General features: G+C 55.3%; 15 protein-coding genes. 13 read left to right on the top strand and 2 right to left on the bottom strand.

The window, feature by feature from the left end; genetic code table 11:
* Positions 1-50 precede the first annotated feature (50 nt).
* From traD to I6L32_RS22070, 4 genes are all read left to right on the top strand, one after another.
* Positions 51-2,195 (top strand): type IV conjugative transfer system coupling protein TraD, encoded by a 2,145-nt coding sequence (gene traD / locus I6L32_RS22085; RefSeq protein ID WP_210538263.1) that lies wholly within the window; start codon positions 51-53, stop codon positions 2,193-2,195.
* On the top strand, positions 2,195-2,866 hold the full coding sequence (locus tag I6L32_RS22080) for a DUF4400 domain-containing protein (RefSeq protein ID WP_210538264.1): 672 nt from the start codon (positions 2,195-2,197) through the stop codon (positions 2,864-2,866). The genes traD and I6L32_RS22080 overlap by 1 nt, the downstream gene beginning before the upstream one ends.
* Positions 2,867-3,239: 373 nt before the next feature.
* The gene (locus I6L32_RS22075) at positions 3,240-3,809 is read left to right on the top strand and encodes a restriction endonuclease (RefSeq protein ID WP_210538265.1); all 570 of its coding nucleotides are present in this window, start codon (positions 3,240-3,242) and stop codon (positions 3,807-3,809) included.
* A gap of 719 nt (positions 3,810-4,528) precedes the next feature.
* Positions 4,529-4,768 (top strand): hypothetical protein, encoded by a 240-nt coding sequence (locus tag I6L32_RS22070; protein ID WP_160838349.1) that lies wholly within the window; start codon positions 4,529-4,531, stop codon positions 4,766-4,768.
* 306 nt (positions 4,769-5,074) lie between these two features.
* On the opposite strand, the gene I6L32_RS22065 is transcribed toward I6L32_RS22070, so the two are convergent.
* Positions 5,075-8,080: a Tn3-like element Tn3 family transposase gene (locus I6L32_RS22065; protein WP_001143760.1), complete on the bottom strand. Its 3,006-nt coding sequence runs from the start codon at positions 8,078-8,080 to the stop codon at positions 5,075-5,077.
* Between the two features lie 163 nt (positions 8,081-8,243).
* Between I6L32_RS22065 and I6L32_RS22060 the strand changes: the two genes are divergently transcribed.
* Both I6L32_RS22060 and I6L32_RS22055 read left to right on the top strand, forming a co-directional pair.
* Complete coding sequence (locus I6L32_RS22060) at positions 8,244-8,801, top strand: recombinase family protein (protein ID WP_033147151.1); 558 nt, start codon at positions 8,244-8,246, stop codon at positions 8,799-8,801.
* A 182-nt stretch (positions 8,802-8,983) separates the two neighbouring features.
* On the top strand, positions 8,984-9,844 hold the full coding sequence (locus I6L32_RS22055) for a broad-spectrum class A beta-lactamase TEM-1 (protein WP_000027057.1): 861 nt from the start codon (positions 8,984-8,986) through the stop codon (positions 9,842-9,844).
* A 279-nt stretch (positions 9,845-10,123) separates the two neighbouring features.
* Here I6L32_RS22055 and merR read toward each other — a convergent pair whose 3' ends face one another.
* Positions 10,124-10,558: an Hg(II)-responsive transcriptional regulator gene (gene merR, locus I6L32_RS22050; protein ID WP_000429836.1), complete on the bottom strand. Its 435-nt coding sequence runs from the start codon at positions 10,556-10,558 to the stop codon at positions 10,124-10,126.
* A gap of 71 nt (positions 10,559-10,629) precedes the next feature.
* On the opposite strand from merR, the gene I6L32_RS22045 reads away from it, so the two are divergent.
* From I6L32_RS22045 to I6L32_RS22015, 7 genes are read left to right on the top strand one after another with little or no spacing between them, the layout of a single operon-like run.
* Complete coding sequence (locus tag I6L32_RS22045; RefSeq protein ID WP_001294663.1) at positions 10,630-10,980, top strand: mercuric transport protein MerT; 351 nt, start codon at positions 10,630-10,632, stop codon at positions 10,978-10,980.
* A gap of 13 nt (positions 10,981-10,993) precedes the next feature.
* Entirely contained in the window at positions 10,994-11,269 is a 276-nt protein-coding gene (gene merP / locus I6L32_RS22040) for a mercury resistance system periplasmic binding protein MerP (protein ID WP_000732292.1), read from the top strand.
* 35 nt (positions 11,270-11,304) lie between these two features.
* Positions 11,305-11,727 (top strand): organomercurial transporter MerC, encoded by a 423-nt coding sequence (gene merC, locus I6L32_RS22035; RefSeq protein WP_001447540.1) that lies wholly within the window; start codon positions 11,305-11,307, stop codon positions 11,725-11,727.
* A gap of 51 nt (positions 11,728-11,778) precedes the next feature.
* The gene (merA, locus tag I6L32_RS22030; RefSeq protein ID WP_000105636.1) at positions 11,779-13,473 is read left to right on the top strand and encodes a mercury(II) reductase; all 1,695 of its coding nucleotides are present in this window, start codon (positions 11,779-11,781) and stop codon (positions 13,471-13,473) included.
* Positions 13,474-13,490: 17 nt separating this feature from the next.
* Positions 13,491-13,853, top strand: a complete 363-nt coding sequence (gene merD / locus I6L32_RS22025; RefSeq protein ID WP_001277456.1) for a mercury resistance co-regulator MerD — start codon at positions 13,491-13,493, stop codon at positions 13,851-13,853.
* Positions 13,850-14,086: a broad-spectrum mercury transporter MerE gene (gene merE / locus I6L32_RS22020; RefSeq protein ID WP_000993386.1), complete on the top strand. Its 237-nt coding sequence runs from the start codon at positions 13,850-13,852 to the stop codon at positions 14,084-14,086. Before merD ends, merE begins: the two co-directional genes overlap by 4 nt.
* 35 nt (positions 14,087-14,121) lie before the next feature.
* Entirely contained in the window at positions 14,122-14,790 is a 669-nt protein-coding gene (locus I6L32_RS22015; RefSeq protein ID WP_001300294.1) for an EAL domain-containing protein, read from the top strand.
* Positions 14,791-14,846 lie beyond the last annotated feature (56 nt).

Raw genomic sequence — 14,846 nt, 5'->3', positions numbered from 1 at the left:
GCTCACCGGCGGGATCCCCTCCCCCGATATCTCATATATGGAATGCATCCATGACTGCCAAATTTGAAATCGAATCCCTGCTACGCCCGCCTGTTGAGCTCTATAGCTCTGCGATCATGTCCGGGGGAGCAGCACTGTGCATGTGGGCGCCTCACACTCTCATGATGACGCCATCGGTCAGCTATGCCTGTGGCAGCATATTGGCGGCCGGGGCCCTCAGCAGGTTTCACGACGGATGGACCGTCAGCAAGTATCATCGCAACCTTACGCGCCTCAGTTACTACGAGATGAAGCCCCAGGACGTTCCATGTTCGCAACGTCTCAACTGGATCGGCCGCGGTTTTGAGTGGAAGCCCATTCACACACAACGGATGATTGAGGCGCAATCCATCAAGGCGATGAAGTACCTGGAGCCCAGCAATCTAAGTAAGCTGGCCCGCCGGGCAGAAATTACCTTGGAGGGGAAAGGGCTGTTGGCAGAGTCGATCGCCAAAGCGCTTCGCAAAGACAGTCCATGGAACCCTGTCCGCCCCCTCCCCCCCGTTGGGGGATCGCCGATCATGCATGCAGTTGAGCCTCATGAAAGGGATGTCTACGAAGACCTTGGAGAACGGGTTGCTCACAAAATCGTGATTGGTACAACGCGTGTAGGGAAAACCCGAGCCGCCGAGATATATGTCGCATCAGATATTGCCCGCGGCGACGGCTGCACGGTCTTCATGGACCCCAAATCTGACGCAGGCATCCTTAAGCGCCTCTATACGGAAGCCAAGAGGCATAACCGCCCGTTCTACATCTTCCACTTAGGGTTCCCCGACATCAGCTGCCGCTATAACGCCGTGGGCTCATTCGCCAGGATTTCAGAAGTGGCCACCCGAGCCACCAGCCAACTAGCCAGTGAGGGAAACAGTGCTGCATTTGCGGAGTTCTCTTGGCGATTCGTAAACATCGTTGCACAAGCCAGGGTTGCAATGGGTAGTCGGCCGAGTTATGTGCAGATCCAAGGCGATATTGCTGACATGGAGCCGCTATTCAACGACTACAGCGAGTATTACTTCGAGAAGCACCGGATTGCTCGCTGGCGTGAGGATGTGAGCACTATTGAGTTGAACATGAAGGCTCCACCCCGGCACATGCAAAGCCGGACCAAGCGAACAGCAGCCCTGGAAGCCTACATAAAGGGGAAACGTATCTTTGATCCTGTGCTGCTGGCCCTGCTATCCGCAATTCAGTACGACAAGACCTACTTTGACAAGCTGACTGCATCCTTGCTGCCGTTCGTAGAGAAGGTCACATCTGGCCGGCTGGTTGAGCTGGTGGCCCCAACATACGACGCTAAAGACTCTCGACCCATCATCGACTGGATGACCATCATGCGGCAAAAGGCAGTGGTCTATATCGGTTTGGATGCCATGACAGATAAGACCGTAGCTGAAGCCATTGGCGGTTCCATGCTGTCCGACCTGCTCTCTACCTGTGGCTATCTGTATAAATACGGGATGGAGAAGGGGCTTGTGGACGCAAAAAATGGCGTGTTGCCGAAGGTTTACCTCCACTGCGATGAATTCAATGAATTGGCGACAGACTTCGCTATCCCGATTCTCAACAAGTCCGGTGGCTCTGGCGTGAGGTTTACAGCCTACACCCAGTCAGTGTTCGACCTAGAGGCCAAACTAGGCGATGCTGCCAAAGCCCAGCAAATGCTGTCAAACTTCAATGCGATCATCATGCTGCGTGTCAAGACAATAGAAACAGCTGAGCTTCTCACCAACCAGTTGCCAGAGGTCACGATCAGCGAGTTGGGCGCATTGAGCTCTGCACGTGATAACTCCGACGTGACCAGTACCATTCACTTCGAGTCGAACAACTCGGACACCATCGCTACACGCCAGGTTCCACTACTACAACCCTCCGACATTATTCGCCTGCCCAAGGGGCAGGCCTTCGCTCTACTCGATGGCGCCAAGCTCTACAAGCTGCGTTTCCCGCTGATGGATGACAAGAAAGACAACATACCGATCCCGAAAGACGTGGAAGAGATCTGTGCATTGATGGAATCGAACTATCAGACCTCGGATAGCTGGTATAACAACTTGAGATCCTGGAAGAGCATAGACAGGCCAACCGCGGCCAATAACCCGTTTGGTCAGACTGCAGCTGGCCTCCCCGATGAACTGGCTGCGAGGGTTGCCTGATGGCCACACCGAATGAACGGATCGATATCCTCTCGTTTGTCATCATCTCCATCGGAATGGTGGTAGGGGCCACCGTCACCGGCGTCATTATTGAATGGTGCGGCATGATATGGTTCTGGCCTGAGCAAGGAGCCCAGCACGCCCTCAAAATGGTGATCGATGAGGCGGGATATCTGAATGAAGACTTCGTTAATGCAGCGCTGTTTGGTTGGACACCGACTGAGGCTATCCATTACATCACACAGGCCGTAACCGGTTCCCCTATGGGCCCCGATGTTTTAGACCCCGCGAGGTACCGATGGCTCACCTCTTGGTCTGCTTCGATTGCTGTTTTCGAACAGTACCTGCTCGCGGCCATCTACATCACAATCGTCTGCCTAATCCGTGCGGTGATCTTGCTGTTTACGTTGCCACTGTATGGGCTATTCATGTTTGTGGCCTTCTTTGATGGGTTGATGCTCAGGGATCTACGCAAATACGGAGGTGCCCGGGAGTCTGGGTTAAGGCACCACTACGCCAAGCGTATGATTTTACCGTGCATGTGGTGTGGGTGGGGGCTGTACTTGGCCATTCCATTCACAATCCACCCCAACTGGATATTGGTACCGAGTGCAGTGCTGTCCTCTGTATCCCTCTGGTTGGCTGTAAGGTTCTTCAAAAAGCATCTGTAATGGAGGTACCCATGACCAGATCCCAGGTCGTAGCCATCCTATCCAGGGTGAGCAGTCTGGAGACATCGCAAGCATTGGAGTTGCTTGCTGATAGCCACGAATCATCCCTCAGCATGAAAGAGTTGTTGTTTGTCTGGGACCGAATATCTACGTGCCTTGATCATCAGCATGCAGGGAACGACTCGGATGCCCTTCTGCGGCTAGAGCAACTAGAGCAAGAGTTGGCCGCCATCGGTACCTACCAAATCCTGGACGCCGGCGAATAGCGCGATCCGAAACTCACTGCGGGGCAAAATGCCCCGCCTTCTTCTCACATACGGTGCTTGATAGGGGGGGGCCTGCCTTTCGTCAACCACCCACCAATGGTGTTACCATGATTGTTCTTCCTTCCCTACCCTCATTCACTGAGCCGCTTTCCTCTCTTCTTCTACACCTGCAGGCCTGGCCGATTCTGGTTCTACTTGTACTGCTCGTCATGCTCGCATTTGTAAACCCAACCCGCAGGCCAAGGGGTAAAAAAGGAAGACATGAGGTACGGATAGAGCAATCGGGTTCTGTACTGGCAAAAATTCGGGGATTATCGACGTGGCAGGCCCAGATAGCCTACCTCCGCAAGATCGACCCATACACATTTGAGGAGCTCATTCTGAGCGCATTGGAACTGAAGGGAATGATGATCATCCGAAACAAAAGCTATTCCCGAGATGGGGGGGTTGATGGAAAGGCGGTCATAAGCGGTGAACTGGTACTAATCCAGGCAAAACGCTACCAAAAATTCATCAGCACAGACCATGTGAGAGCATTTGCTGAGCAATGCCGGCAGCAGGAATGTAAAGGCCTGTTCATTCACACTGGACGAACGCCGAAATCAGCTTGGCACGCGGTCAAGGGATCCCCTGTCACTATCATCAGCGGCCCACAACTCATCGAGTTTCTCACATAACTGCCGGTGATCCATCAACTGAGAGAGCCAGGGATGGTCCACCAGCCCCCCCTTCTTGCTAGACCTCTTGGGGTTGCGTTGTCCAGCATCATGGTAGGTTCATCCCATCGAAATCAGCCTAGAAGAGGTCGGAGATCATGAGACATGGACCAACGAGTAAAGACATCGCGAAAGCGCATGTAGATGTGATTCCCGGGTGGGTCATTACCATCTCTATCTGTATGGCTGCGGCCATAGTTCGTCTTGCCTGTGGCTTGGATGATGTTTGGCAACATGAAGATTTCGTTGGATACTTTTCTCTCTGGTCAATTCCGTGGCTAATAGCTGCGGTTGGGATCTTGGCGAGCTTGTCACACAACGGAGAAATCAATAAGCGGGCCCGGGAAATTTACCGACATAGAAAGGGCCAGGAATTCGCCGCTCGCTATTAATTGTTGACATCGGAGCTGCGTGCTCTGGCGTGTCCCAGCGCAGCGCAAAGCCCCCATCGTAGGGGCTCGCGCCACCGAGACTTTAGGATGGCCACCCATTAGTGGCCCCCCCCCAACTATCCTTACTCCCCCCCCCCGACATGATCACGACAGCAGATCCTCATTCGTGATTGCGACCTGTCATTCCTAGATTAACCAAGCCGGGAGCGCACCAGGAGTTGCGTCATTCAGCAATATGGTACATTCAACTAATCGAAATATTATCTATCCGACCAAAGAGAGAACATCATGAGCATCAAAGGAATTCCCAAAGTACGAATGCAAGCAAAGGGTCTGTACCATTCCGGAAATGTCGACGCAGCCCAGACCCTGACTGACATGGCCGATGCTTATGAATACCTGGCAGCTGAGTATGGACGGGTCATGGTGCAGGCCGGGTACAGCGCGTCTCGCGAAGAATGCAAGAATGAAGCTCTGGCTTGGCTAGATCCGACAAAGCGCCCGGTAGTTGAAGAAGGTGGTATCTGAATGGCCACAAAGAACGCTCCGTTTTACAGCCTGCGAGCAGGCAAAGACCGTGATATAAAAAGCCACCGAACCCGTGATGCAGCAATTAATGCCGCTAAGGAACATGGACAAATCTGGATAACTCAAACAGGGACTCAGCGGCAAGTTCACGAAATTTCTGGCGGGGGGTGGAGGACTTTTAAGCCTGACGGCCTTGCCCCTGACCTCCGTGCAGAGCTCGAGCGCCTCGGGCTGATTTAATGAGGGGAATATCATGACTGCTGAAACGGATAAGGGGTCTGACGCTCAGTGGAACGAAAACTCACGTTAAGCAACGTTTTCTGCCTCTGACGCCTCTTTTAATGGTCTCAGATGTCCTTTGGTCACCAGTTCTGCCAGCGTGAAGGAATAATGGCCGAGCATATTGATATGTCCGTGGCAAAGCGGGGAGAGGCGTGCGATATCTTCATCATTCAGTGTTTCACCCTGCGCCCGGAGATGATCCAGGGCTGCCTGCATATAAATAGTGTTCCATAACACGACGGCGTTAGTGACCAGCCCCAGTGTGCCCAGTTGATCTTCCTGACCGTCGGTATATCGTTTTCTTATCTCACCTTTTTGACCGTGACAGATGGCTCTGGCAACGGCATGGCGACTTTCTCCCCGATTAAGCTGGGTCAGAATGCGCCGGCGGTAATCTTCATCATCAATATAATTAAGCAGATACAGCGTTTTGTTGATGCGCCCCACTTCAATGATTGCCTGAGTCAGTCCGGAAGGACGTTCACTTTTCAGCAATGAACGGACCAGCACTGAAACCTGTACTTTGCCCAGCTTCAGGGAGCCAGCGGTCCGGATCATTTCGTCCCACTGAAGGACTATTTTTCGGGGATCTGATTGCCCTCTGGCAATATCATTCAGCACGCCATAGTCGGCATCATGGTCCATTCGCCAGAAAACCGAAGCACCGGCATCAGCCAGGCGTGGAGAAAACTGGTATCCCAGCAGCCAGAAAAGGCCAAAGACAAGTTCGCTGGCACCTGCTGTATCGGTCATAATTTCGGTTGGATTCAGCCCGGTCTCCTGTTCCAGAAGACCTTCCAGCACAAAGATAGAGTCCCTCAGCGTCCCCGGTATAACGATGCCATGAAAGCCGGAATACTGATCGGACACAAAGTTGTACCAGGTGATCCCTCTGTTATTACCAAAGTATTTGCGGTTCGGTCCGGCATTGATTGTTCTGACTGGCGTAACAAAGCGCATTCCATCTGCAGATGCCACTTCTCCTCCACCCCATATCTGTGCCAGTGGCAGCGTTGCCTGAAAATCAACCAGTCTGGCATTAGCGCTGGTGATAGTTTCAGCCCGCAGATAGTTCGCTTTTGTCCAGTTCAGCCGGTGTCGGGTCAGTGCAGGAACATTTGATCTGATCAGTGGTTCCAGACCGATATTGCAGGCTTCAGCCATCAGCACGGCGCTGATGCTGACGGGCAGATCATCAACTCTGGCACTGGCTTCACTAGCATGGAAAAACTCATCAGCAAATCCGGTATGGGCGTTAATTTCGAGCAGCAACTCCGTTAAATCCACCGGAGGGAGTAGATCACTGATCATTTTGCTCAGTCGTTTCAGACTGTCCGGCTCATCAAGACTGGCGAGGGGAGAAATTGTCAACCGGGGCTTCGGGCCAGAAACATCGAGTTCGACAGCCTCATTTTCGCAAAGACGTGCAGCAACCTGTCTGTAACGACTATCAAGCTGATGACCCAGAGATTTTATTGCTTCCTGCGGGTCTGTCGGGTGCCCCAAAGAACGATAAACCTTAATCCGGTTTGCCTGCCAGTCAGCACCCTGTAGTAATCTTGCACGAGGATCTCCCCACCGGTTACTGCCGGTAACGTAGACATCCCTCCGCCTCAGACTATCCTGCAGTTTACTGAGAAAGCAGAGCGTGTATCCCCTGCGGGTGATATGTTTTTCCTTGTTAATCACCAGCCGTTTCCATGACCGACTGATAATTTCCGTTGGTGCGTCGTCAAAAAACTGCCGCCGTGAGCTGAACTCCCGGCTGAGGTAGTCACAGGCATTCAGAGTGGTAACCCCGGCAGGTGCGGATGAAAATTTAACGGTATTCAGCAGATGGGGCAGGAAACGACGAACGCGCCCGTACTGCTCCACCATTTCTTCATGAAAATTATCGTCTGAGGGCCGGGCAATTTCACGGACAAGCGTGATGATTTCAGCCAGCTTTTGCCTTGGGATGTAGCTGAACACCTCAGCACGAATCGATTCGTCCGGTGTTTCTTCTTTCAGCAGGTACGAACATGCGCTGGCGAGCGCCAATGCAGATTTATCCAGATCCTTCAGCGAGCGGAGCCGTTTTTTCTGCCCAATCTTTCTGGCGTCACGGATGATAACGGCCAGCATGGCGTCCAGAACGTCCAATGCATCATCCAGCGCCAGCGTTTCCCATGCAAGGACAAAGGCAACCAGAACCGCCATCCTTTTCTGCGGTGACATCCTGGCAATATTGAACACCGAAGTCATACCAGCATAACGTGCGAGATTTTTCAGGCGCACAGCCGGGAGTGTACTCAGGTTTTCAGCATGCAGGCCAAAATCGTTCAGAGTTTTCCAGCGTTCAATTGCTTCATTAAACGCCGGACCACTGATGGTCACAGGGCCCTTTTTCAGTGATTCCAGTAAAGACAGGCGGCTGCAATCAGTTGGCCCCAGCAGCATCTCCAGCTGTGAACGCTGTTCGGCTGACGGTATCAGTGCCAGTTTGTTCCACAGGCGCAACGTCGCCTTTTCCCTTACCTCTGAAATCAACCGGGTCAGCGTAGTGGCTCCGGGGAGAATAATACGATGTTGCATAAGCCACCCTGTCGCCAGATCGAAAAGCAGGCCAGGACGTTCGTTGCTTATCCAGCTCCGGGTATATAAAAGACGGGTAAGGCGAAATGTCCAGGGCCAGGCAAATTCACGATACTGATAGTGCTGACGTATCAGCGCTGCATGCTCACGGCGGGTATTTTCCCTCTGACCGTATTCTGCAAGAACGGTGATATCACGAATCCCGAGCTGTCTGGCGGTAAAATGCCGGACGCCGGAAGGAATATGATTCATATCGGTGAGGAAGGTGCCCAGAAAACGGACACATCCAATTTGCAGGGCAATGCCCAGACGGTTGTGATCACCTCTGCTTTTTCCGATAAATTCCTTGTCTGCTTCATCAAGGTGAAAATATCGTGCCAGCTGAAGCTCATCCGGTTCACCGGTGAATCTGCCATAGCTTTCAGTCTGCTCAGTGGTCAGAAAGTCAACGGGCATATCGGCCTCCCTGCCTGACGGGCATTTAGTAACATTTTTCCAACCGTACGAAATGTTATAAATTATCGGACATCGTAAAACTGTTACATTAATATGTCTATTAAATCGTAAATTTGTAATAATAGACATGAGTTGTCCGATATTCGATTTAAGGTACATTTTTATGCGACTTTTTGGTTACGCTCGGGTCTCAACCAGTCAGCAGTCTCTTGATCTTCAGGTCAGAGCACTCAAAGACGCAGGTGTGAAAGCAAACCGTATATTTACCGATAAGGCATCCGGCAGTTCAACAGACCGGGAAGGGCTGGATTTGCTGAGGATGAAGGTGGAGGAAGGTGATGTCATTCTGGTTAAGAAGCTCGACCGTCTTGGCCGCGACACTGCCGATATGATCCAACTGATAAAGGAATTTGACGCTCAGGGCGTGGCAGTCCGGTTCATTGATGACGGGATCAGTACCGACGGTGATATGGGGCAAATGGTGGTCACCATCCTGTCGGCTGTGGCACAGGCTGAACGCCGGAGGATCCTAGAACGCACGAATGAGGGCCGACAGGAAGCAAAGCTGAAAGGAATCAAATTTGGCCGCAGGCGTACCGTGAACAGGAACGTCGTGCTGACGCTTCATCAGAAGGGCACTGGTGCAACGGAAATTGCTCATCAGCTCAGTATTGCCCGCTCCACGGTTTATAAAATTCTTGAAGACGAAAGGGCCTCGTGATACGCCTATTTTTATAGGTTAATGTCATGATAATAATGGTTTCTTAGACGTCAGGTGGCACTTTTCGGGGAAATGTGCGCGGAACCCCTATTTGTTTATTTTTCTAAATACATTCAAATATGTATCCGCTCATGAGACAATAACCCTGGTAAATGCTTCAATAATATTGAAAAAGGAAGAGTATGAGTATTCAACATTTTCGTGTCGCCCTTATTCCCTTTTTTGCGGCATTTTGCCTTCCTGTTTTTGCTCACCCAGAAACGCTGGTGAAAGTAAAAGATGCTGAAGATCAGTTGGGTGCACGAGTGGGTTACATCGAACTGGATCTCAACAGCGGTAAGATCCTTGAGAGTTTTCGCCCCGAAGAACGTTTTCCAATGATGAGCACTTTTAAAGTTCTGCTATGTGGTGCGGTATTATCCCGTGTTGACGCCGGGCAAGAGCAACTCGGTCGCCGCATACACTATTCTCAGAATGACTTGGTTGAGTACTCACCAGTCACAGAAAAGCATCTTACGGATGGCATGACAGTAAGAGAATTATGCAGTGCTGCCATAACCATGAGTGATAACACTGCTGCCAACTTACTTCTGACAACGATCGGAGGACCGAAGGAGCTAACCGCTTTTTTGCACAACATGGGGGATCATGTAACTCGCCTTGATCGTTGGGAACCGGAGCTGAATGAAGCCATACCAAACGACGAGCGTGACACCACGATGCCTGCAGCAATGGCAACAACGTTGCGCAAACTATTAACTGGCGAACTACTTACTCTAGCTTCCCGGCAACAATTAATAGACTGGATGGAGGCGGATAAAGTTGCAGGACCACTTCTGCGCTCGGCCCTTCCGGCTGGCTGGTTTATTGCTGATAAATCTGGAGCCGGTGAGCGTGGGTCTCGCGGTATCATTGCAGCACTGGGGCCAGATGGTAAGCCCTCCCGTATCGTAGTTATCTACACGACGGGGAGTCAGGCAACTATGGATGAACGAAATAGACAGATCGCTGAGATAGGTGCCTCACTGATTAAGCATTGGTAACTGTCAGACCAAGTTTACTCATATATACTTTAGATTGATTTAAAACTTCATTTTTAATTTAAAAGGATCTAGGTGAAGATCCTTTTTGATAATCTCATGACCAAAATCCCTTAACGTGAGTTTTCGTTCCACTGAGCGTCAGACCCCTTATCTGAACATAAAACACTATCAATAAGTTGGAGTCATTACCCCCCGGACGAGTGGGAATCCATGGTAGGGATTTTTACCGAAATGGAAGAACACTATTAGGGGGCACCTCAGAAAACGGAATAAAGCACGCTAAGGCATAGCTGACCTTGCCAGGCCTGCTTCGCCCTGTAGTGACGCGATCAACGGGCAGGAAACATTCCCCTTTCGTGCATGGCAGGCGCACACGAGTTCAGACAGCACGGTTTCCATGCGCGCCAAGTCGGCCATCTTCTCGCGCACGTCCTTGAGCTTGTGTTCGGCCAGGCTGCTGGCCTCCTCGCAGTGGGTGCCATCGTCGAGCCGCAACAGCTCGGCAATCTCGTCCAGACTGAACCCCAGCCGCTGTGCCGATTTCACGAATTTCACCCGAACCACGTCCGCCTCCCCATAGCGGCGGATGCTGCCGTAAGGCTTGTCCGGTTCCCGCAACAGGCCCTTGCGCTGATAGAAGCGGATTGTCTCCACGTTGACCCCGGCCGCCTTGGCAAAAACGCCAATGGTCAGGTTTTCCAAATTATTTTCCATATCGCTTGACTCCGTACATGAGTACGGAAGTAAGGTTACGCTATCCAATCCAAATTCAAAAGGGCCAACGTATGTCTGAACCACAAAACGGGCGCGGTGCGCTCTTCGCCGGCGGGCTGGCCGCCATTCTTGCATCGACCTGCTGCCTGGGGCCGCTAGTACTGGTCGCCCTGGGCTTCTCCGGTGCTTGGATCGGCAACCTGACGGTGCTGGAACCCTATCGACCGTTGTTCATCGGCGCGGCGCTAGTGGCGCTGTTCTTCGCCTGGAAGCGGATTTACCGGCCCGTGCAGGCATGCAAGCCAGGTGAGGTCTGCGCGATTCCGCAGGTGCGCGCCACCTACAAGCTGATTTTCTGGATCGTGGCCGTGCTGGTCCTGGTCGCGCTTGGATTTCCCTATGTCGTTCCATTTTTCTATTAACCAGGAGTTCATCATGAAGAAACTGTTTGCCTCCCTTGCCCTCGCCGCCGCTGTTGCCCCGGTGTGGGCCGCTACCCAGACCGTCACGCTAGCGGTTCCCGGCATGACTTGCGCCGCCTGCCCGATCACAGTCAAGAAAGCGCTCTCCAAGGTCGAAGGCGTGAGCAAGGTCGATGTGGGCTTCGAGAAGCGCGAGGCCGTCGTCACTTTTGACGACACCAAGGCCAGCGTACAGAAGCTGACCAAGGCCACCGCAGACGCCGGCTATCCGTCCAGCGTCAAGCAGTGAGCCAGCAAGCCAACGACAACAGCGAGAGCCGCTTCATGGGACTGATGACACGCATTGCCGATAAAACCGGCGCGCTCGGCAGCGTCGTTTCCGCGATGGGCTGCGCCGCCTGCTTTCCAGCCCTCGCCAGCTTCGGCGCGGCCATCGGGCTGGGCTTCTTGAGCCAGTACGAGGGACTGTTCATCAGCCGCCTGCTGCCGCTGTTTGCCGCGCTGGCCTTCCTGGCGAACGCGCTGGGTTGGTTCAGTCATCGGCAATGGCTGCGCAGTCTGCTCGGCATGATCGGCCCGGCCATCGTGTTTGCGGCCACGGTCTGGCTGCTCGGCAACTGGTGGACGGCGAACCTGATGTACGTCGGCCTGGCCTTGATGATTGGGGTGTCGATCTGGGACTTCGTGTCGCCGGCGCATCGCCGTTGCGGACTGGACGGCTGCGAACTCCCCGCCAAGCGCTTGTGAAAGACGGCTGACCGTGCGACACGGCGGCCCACACGAATAAGGAACGATGGTATGAGCACTCTCAAAATCACCGGCATGACTTGCGACTCGTGCGCAGTGCATGTCAAGGACGCCCTGGAGAAAGTGCCCGGCGTGCAATCAGCGGATGTCTCCTACGCCAAGGGCAGCGCCAAGCTCGCCATTGAGGTCGGCACGTCACCCGACGCGCTGACGGCCGCTGTAGCTGGACTCGGTTATCGGGCCACGCTGGCCGATGCCCCCTCAGTTTCGACGCCGGGCGGATTGCTCGACAAGATGCGCGATCTGCTGGGCAGAAACGACAAGACGGGTAGCAGCGGCGCATTGCATATCGCCGTCATCGGCAGCGGCGGGGCCGCGATGGCAGCGGCGCTGAAGGCCGTCGAGCAAGGCGCACGTGTCACGCTGATCGAGCGCGGCACCATCGGCGGCACCTGCGTCAATGTCGGTTGTGTGCCGTCCAAGATCATGATCCGCGCCGCCCATATCGCCCATCTGCGCCGGGAAAGCCCGTTCGATGGCGGCATCGCCGCTACCACGCCGACCATCCAGCGCACGGCGCTGCTGGCCCAGCAGCAGGCCCGCGTCGATGAACTGCGCCACGCCAAGTACGAAGGCATCTTGGAGGGCAATCCGGCGATCACTGTGCTGCACGGCTCCGCCCGCTTTAAGGACAATCGCAACCTGATCGTGCAACTCAACGACGGCGGCGAGCGCGTGGTGGCATTCGACCGCTGCCTGATCGCCACCGGCGCGAGCCCGGCCGTGCCGCCGATTCCCGGCCTGAAAGACACTCCGTACTGGACTTCCACTGAAGCGCTGGTCAGCGAGACGATTCCTAAGCGCCTGGCCGTGATTGGCTCATCAGTGGTGGCGCTGGAGCTGGCGCAGGCGTTCGCCCGACTCGGAGCGAAGGTGACGATCCTGGCTCGCAGCACGCTGTTCTTCCGCGAAGACCCAGCTATAGGCGAAGCCGTCACGGCCGCATTCCGCATGGAGGGCATCGAGGTGAGGGAACACACCCAGGCCAGCCAGGTCGCGTATATCAATGGTGAAGGGGACGGCGAATTCGTGCTCACCACGGCGCACGGCGAACTGCGCGCCGACAAGCTGCTGGTCGCCACCGGCCGCGCGCCCAACACACGCAAGCTGGCACTGGATGCGACGGGCGTCACGCTCACCCCGCAAGGCGCTATCGTCATCGACCCCGGCATGCGTACAAGCGTGGAACACATCTACGCCGCAGGCGACTGCACCGACCAGCCGCAGTTCGTCTATGTGGCGGCAGCGGCCGGCACTCGCGCCGCGATCAACATGACCGGCGGTGACGCGGCCCTGAACCTGACCGCGATGCCGGCCGTGGTGTTCACCGACCCGCAAGTGGCGACCGTAGGCTACAGCGAGGCGGAAGCGCACCATGACGGCATCAAAACTGATAGTCGCACGCTAACGCTGGACAACGTGCCGCGCGCGCTCGCCAACTTCGACACGCGCGGCTTCATCAAACTGGTGGTTGAAGAAGGCAGCGGACGACTGATCGGCGTGCAGGCAGTGGCCCCGGAAGCGGGCGAACTGATCCAGACGGCCGCACTGGCGATTCGCAACCGGATGACGGTGCAGGAACTGGCCGACCAGTTGTTCCCCTACCTGACGATGGTCGAAGGGTTGAAGCTCGCGGCGCAGACCTTCAACAAGGATGTGAAGCAGCTTTCCTGCTGCGCCGGGTGAGGACAAGGAGGTGTGCGATGAGCGCCTACACGGTATCGCAACTGGCCCATAACGCTGGGGTGAGCGTACATATCGTGCGCGACTACCTGGTGCGCGGCTTGTTACGGCCGGTGGCCTGCACCACGGGCGGCTACGGCGTGTTCGACGATGCGGCCTTGCAACGGCTGTGCTTCGTGCGCGCGGCCTTCGAGGCGGGTATCGGCCTGGATGCCCTGGCGCGGCTGTGCCGTGCGCTCGACGCAGCGGACGGCGCACAAGCCGCAGCGCAGCTTGCCGTGCTGCGCCAGTTGGTCGAGCGGCGGCGCGCGGCGTTGGCCCATCTGGACGCGCAACTGGCCTCCATGCCAGCCGAGCGGGCGCACGAGGAGGCATTGCCGTGAACGCCCCTGACAAACTGCCGCCCGAGACGCGCCAACCCGTTTCCGGCTACCTGTGGGGTGCGCTGGCCGTGTTGACCTGCCCCTGCCATCTGCCGATTCTCGCCGCCGTGCTGGCCGGGACGACCGCCGGTGCCTTCCTTGGCGAGCATTGGGGTGTTGCCGCGCTCGCGCTGACCGGCTTGTTCGTTCTGGCCGTAACGCGGCTGCTGCGCGCCTTCCGGGGCGGATCATGACGAGTTCGCAGCCCGCCGGATGGACGGCGGCCGAGTTGGCGCAGGCGGCGGCGCGCGGACAGCTTGACCTGCATTACCAGCCGCTGGTCGATCTGCGCGATCACCGGATCGCTGGCGCGGAAGCGTTGATGCGCTGGCGGCATCCGAGGCTTGGCCTGTTGCCGCCCGGCCAGTTCCTGCCGCTGGCCGAGTCGTTCGGCCTGATGCCGGAAATAGGCGCGTGGGTGCTGGGCGAGGCCTGTCGCCAGATGCACAAGTGGCAAGGACCGGCATGGCAACCGTTCCGTCTTGCCATCAATGTGTCCGCCAGCCAGGTTGGGCCAACGTTCGACGACGAGGTAAAGCGGGTGCTGGCCGATATGGCCCTGCCCGCCGAGCTTCTGGAGATCGAACTGACCGAATCGGTCGCATTCGGCAATCCAGCCCTGTTCGCCAGTTTCGACGCCTTGCGCGCCATCGGCGTGCGCTTCGCCGCCGACGACTTCGGCACCGGCTATTCCTGCCTGCAACATCTGAAATGCTGCCCCATCACCACATTGAAAATCGACCAATCCTTTGTCGCCAGGCTCCCGGATGATGCCCGTGACCAAACTATCGTGCGGGCGGTGATCCAGCTCGCGCACGGGCTGGGCATGGATGTCATTTTCAGAAGACGACTGCACCAGTTGATTGGGCGTAATGGCTGTTGTGCAGCCAGCTCCTGACAGTTCAATATCAGAAGTGATCTGCACCAATCTCGACTATGCTCAATACTCGTGTG

The sequence above is a fragment of the Aeromonas sp. FDAARGOS 1402 genome, from assembly GCF_019046925.1.
GTDB classification, from domain to species: Bacteria; Pseudomonadota; Gammaproteobacteria; order Enterobacterales; family Aeromonadaceae; genus Aeromonas; species Aeromonas caviae.
This window is presented reverse-complemented; position numbering and strand designations above follow the sequence as displayed.

What these genes read in the sequence shown, in the direction of transcription:
- traD (WP_210538263.1), top strand. Translation starts at nt 51, where the DNA reads ATGACTGCCAAATTTGAAATCGAATCCCTGCTACGCCCGCCTGTTGAG.
- I6L32_RS22080 (WP_210538264.1), top strand. Translation starts at nt 2,195, where the DNA reads ATGGCCACACCGAATGAACGGATCGATATCCTCTCGTTTGTCATCATC.
- I6L32_RS22075 (WP_210538265.1), top strand. Translation starts at nt 3,240, where the DNA reads ATGATTGTTCTTCCTTCCCTACCCTCATTCACTGAGCCGCTTTCCTCT.
- I6L32_RS22070 (WP_160838349.1), top strand. Translation starts at nt 4,529, where the DNA reads ATGAGCATCAAAGGAATTCCCAAAGTACGAATGCAAGCAAAGGGTCTG.
- I6L32_RS22065 (WP_001143760.1), bottom strand. Translation starts at nt 8,080, where the DNA reads ATGCCCGTTGACTTTCTGACCACTGAGCAGACTGAAAGCTATGGCAGA.
- I6L32_RS22060 (WP_033147151.1), top strand. Translation starts at nt 8,244, where the DNA reads ATGCGACTTTTTGGTTACGCTCGGGTCTCAACCAGTCAGCAGTCTCTT.
- I6L32_RS22055 (WP_000027057.1), top strand. Translation starts at nt 8,984, where the DNA reads ATGAGTATTCAACATTTTCGTGTCGCCCTTATTCCCTTTTTTGCGGCA.
- merR (WP_000429836.1), bottom strand. Translation starts at nt 10,558, where the DNA reads ATGGAAAATAATTTGGAAAACCTGACCATTGGCGTTTTTGCCAAGGCG.
- I6L32_RS22045 (WP_001294663.1), top strand. Translation starts at nt 10,630, where the DNA reads ATGTCTGAACCACAAAACGGGCGCGGTGCGCTCTTCGCCGGCGGGCTG.
- merP (WP_000732292.1), top strand. Translation starts at nt 10,994, where the DNA reads ATGAAGAAACTGTTTGCCTCCCTTGCCCTCGCCGCCGCTGTTGCCCCG.
- merC (WP_001447540.1), top strand. Translation starts at nt 11,305, where the DNA reads ATGGGACTGATGACACGCATTGCCGATAAAACCGGCGCGCTCGGCAGC.
- merA (WP_000105636.1), top strand. Translation starts at nt 11,779, where the DNA reads ATGAGCACTCTCAAAATCACCGGCATGACTTGCGACTCGTGCGCAGTG.
- merD (WP_001277456.1), top strand. Translation starts at nt 13,491, where the DNA reads ATGAGCGCCTACACGGTATCGCAACTGGCCCATAACGCTGGGGTGAGC.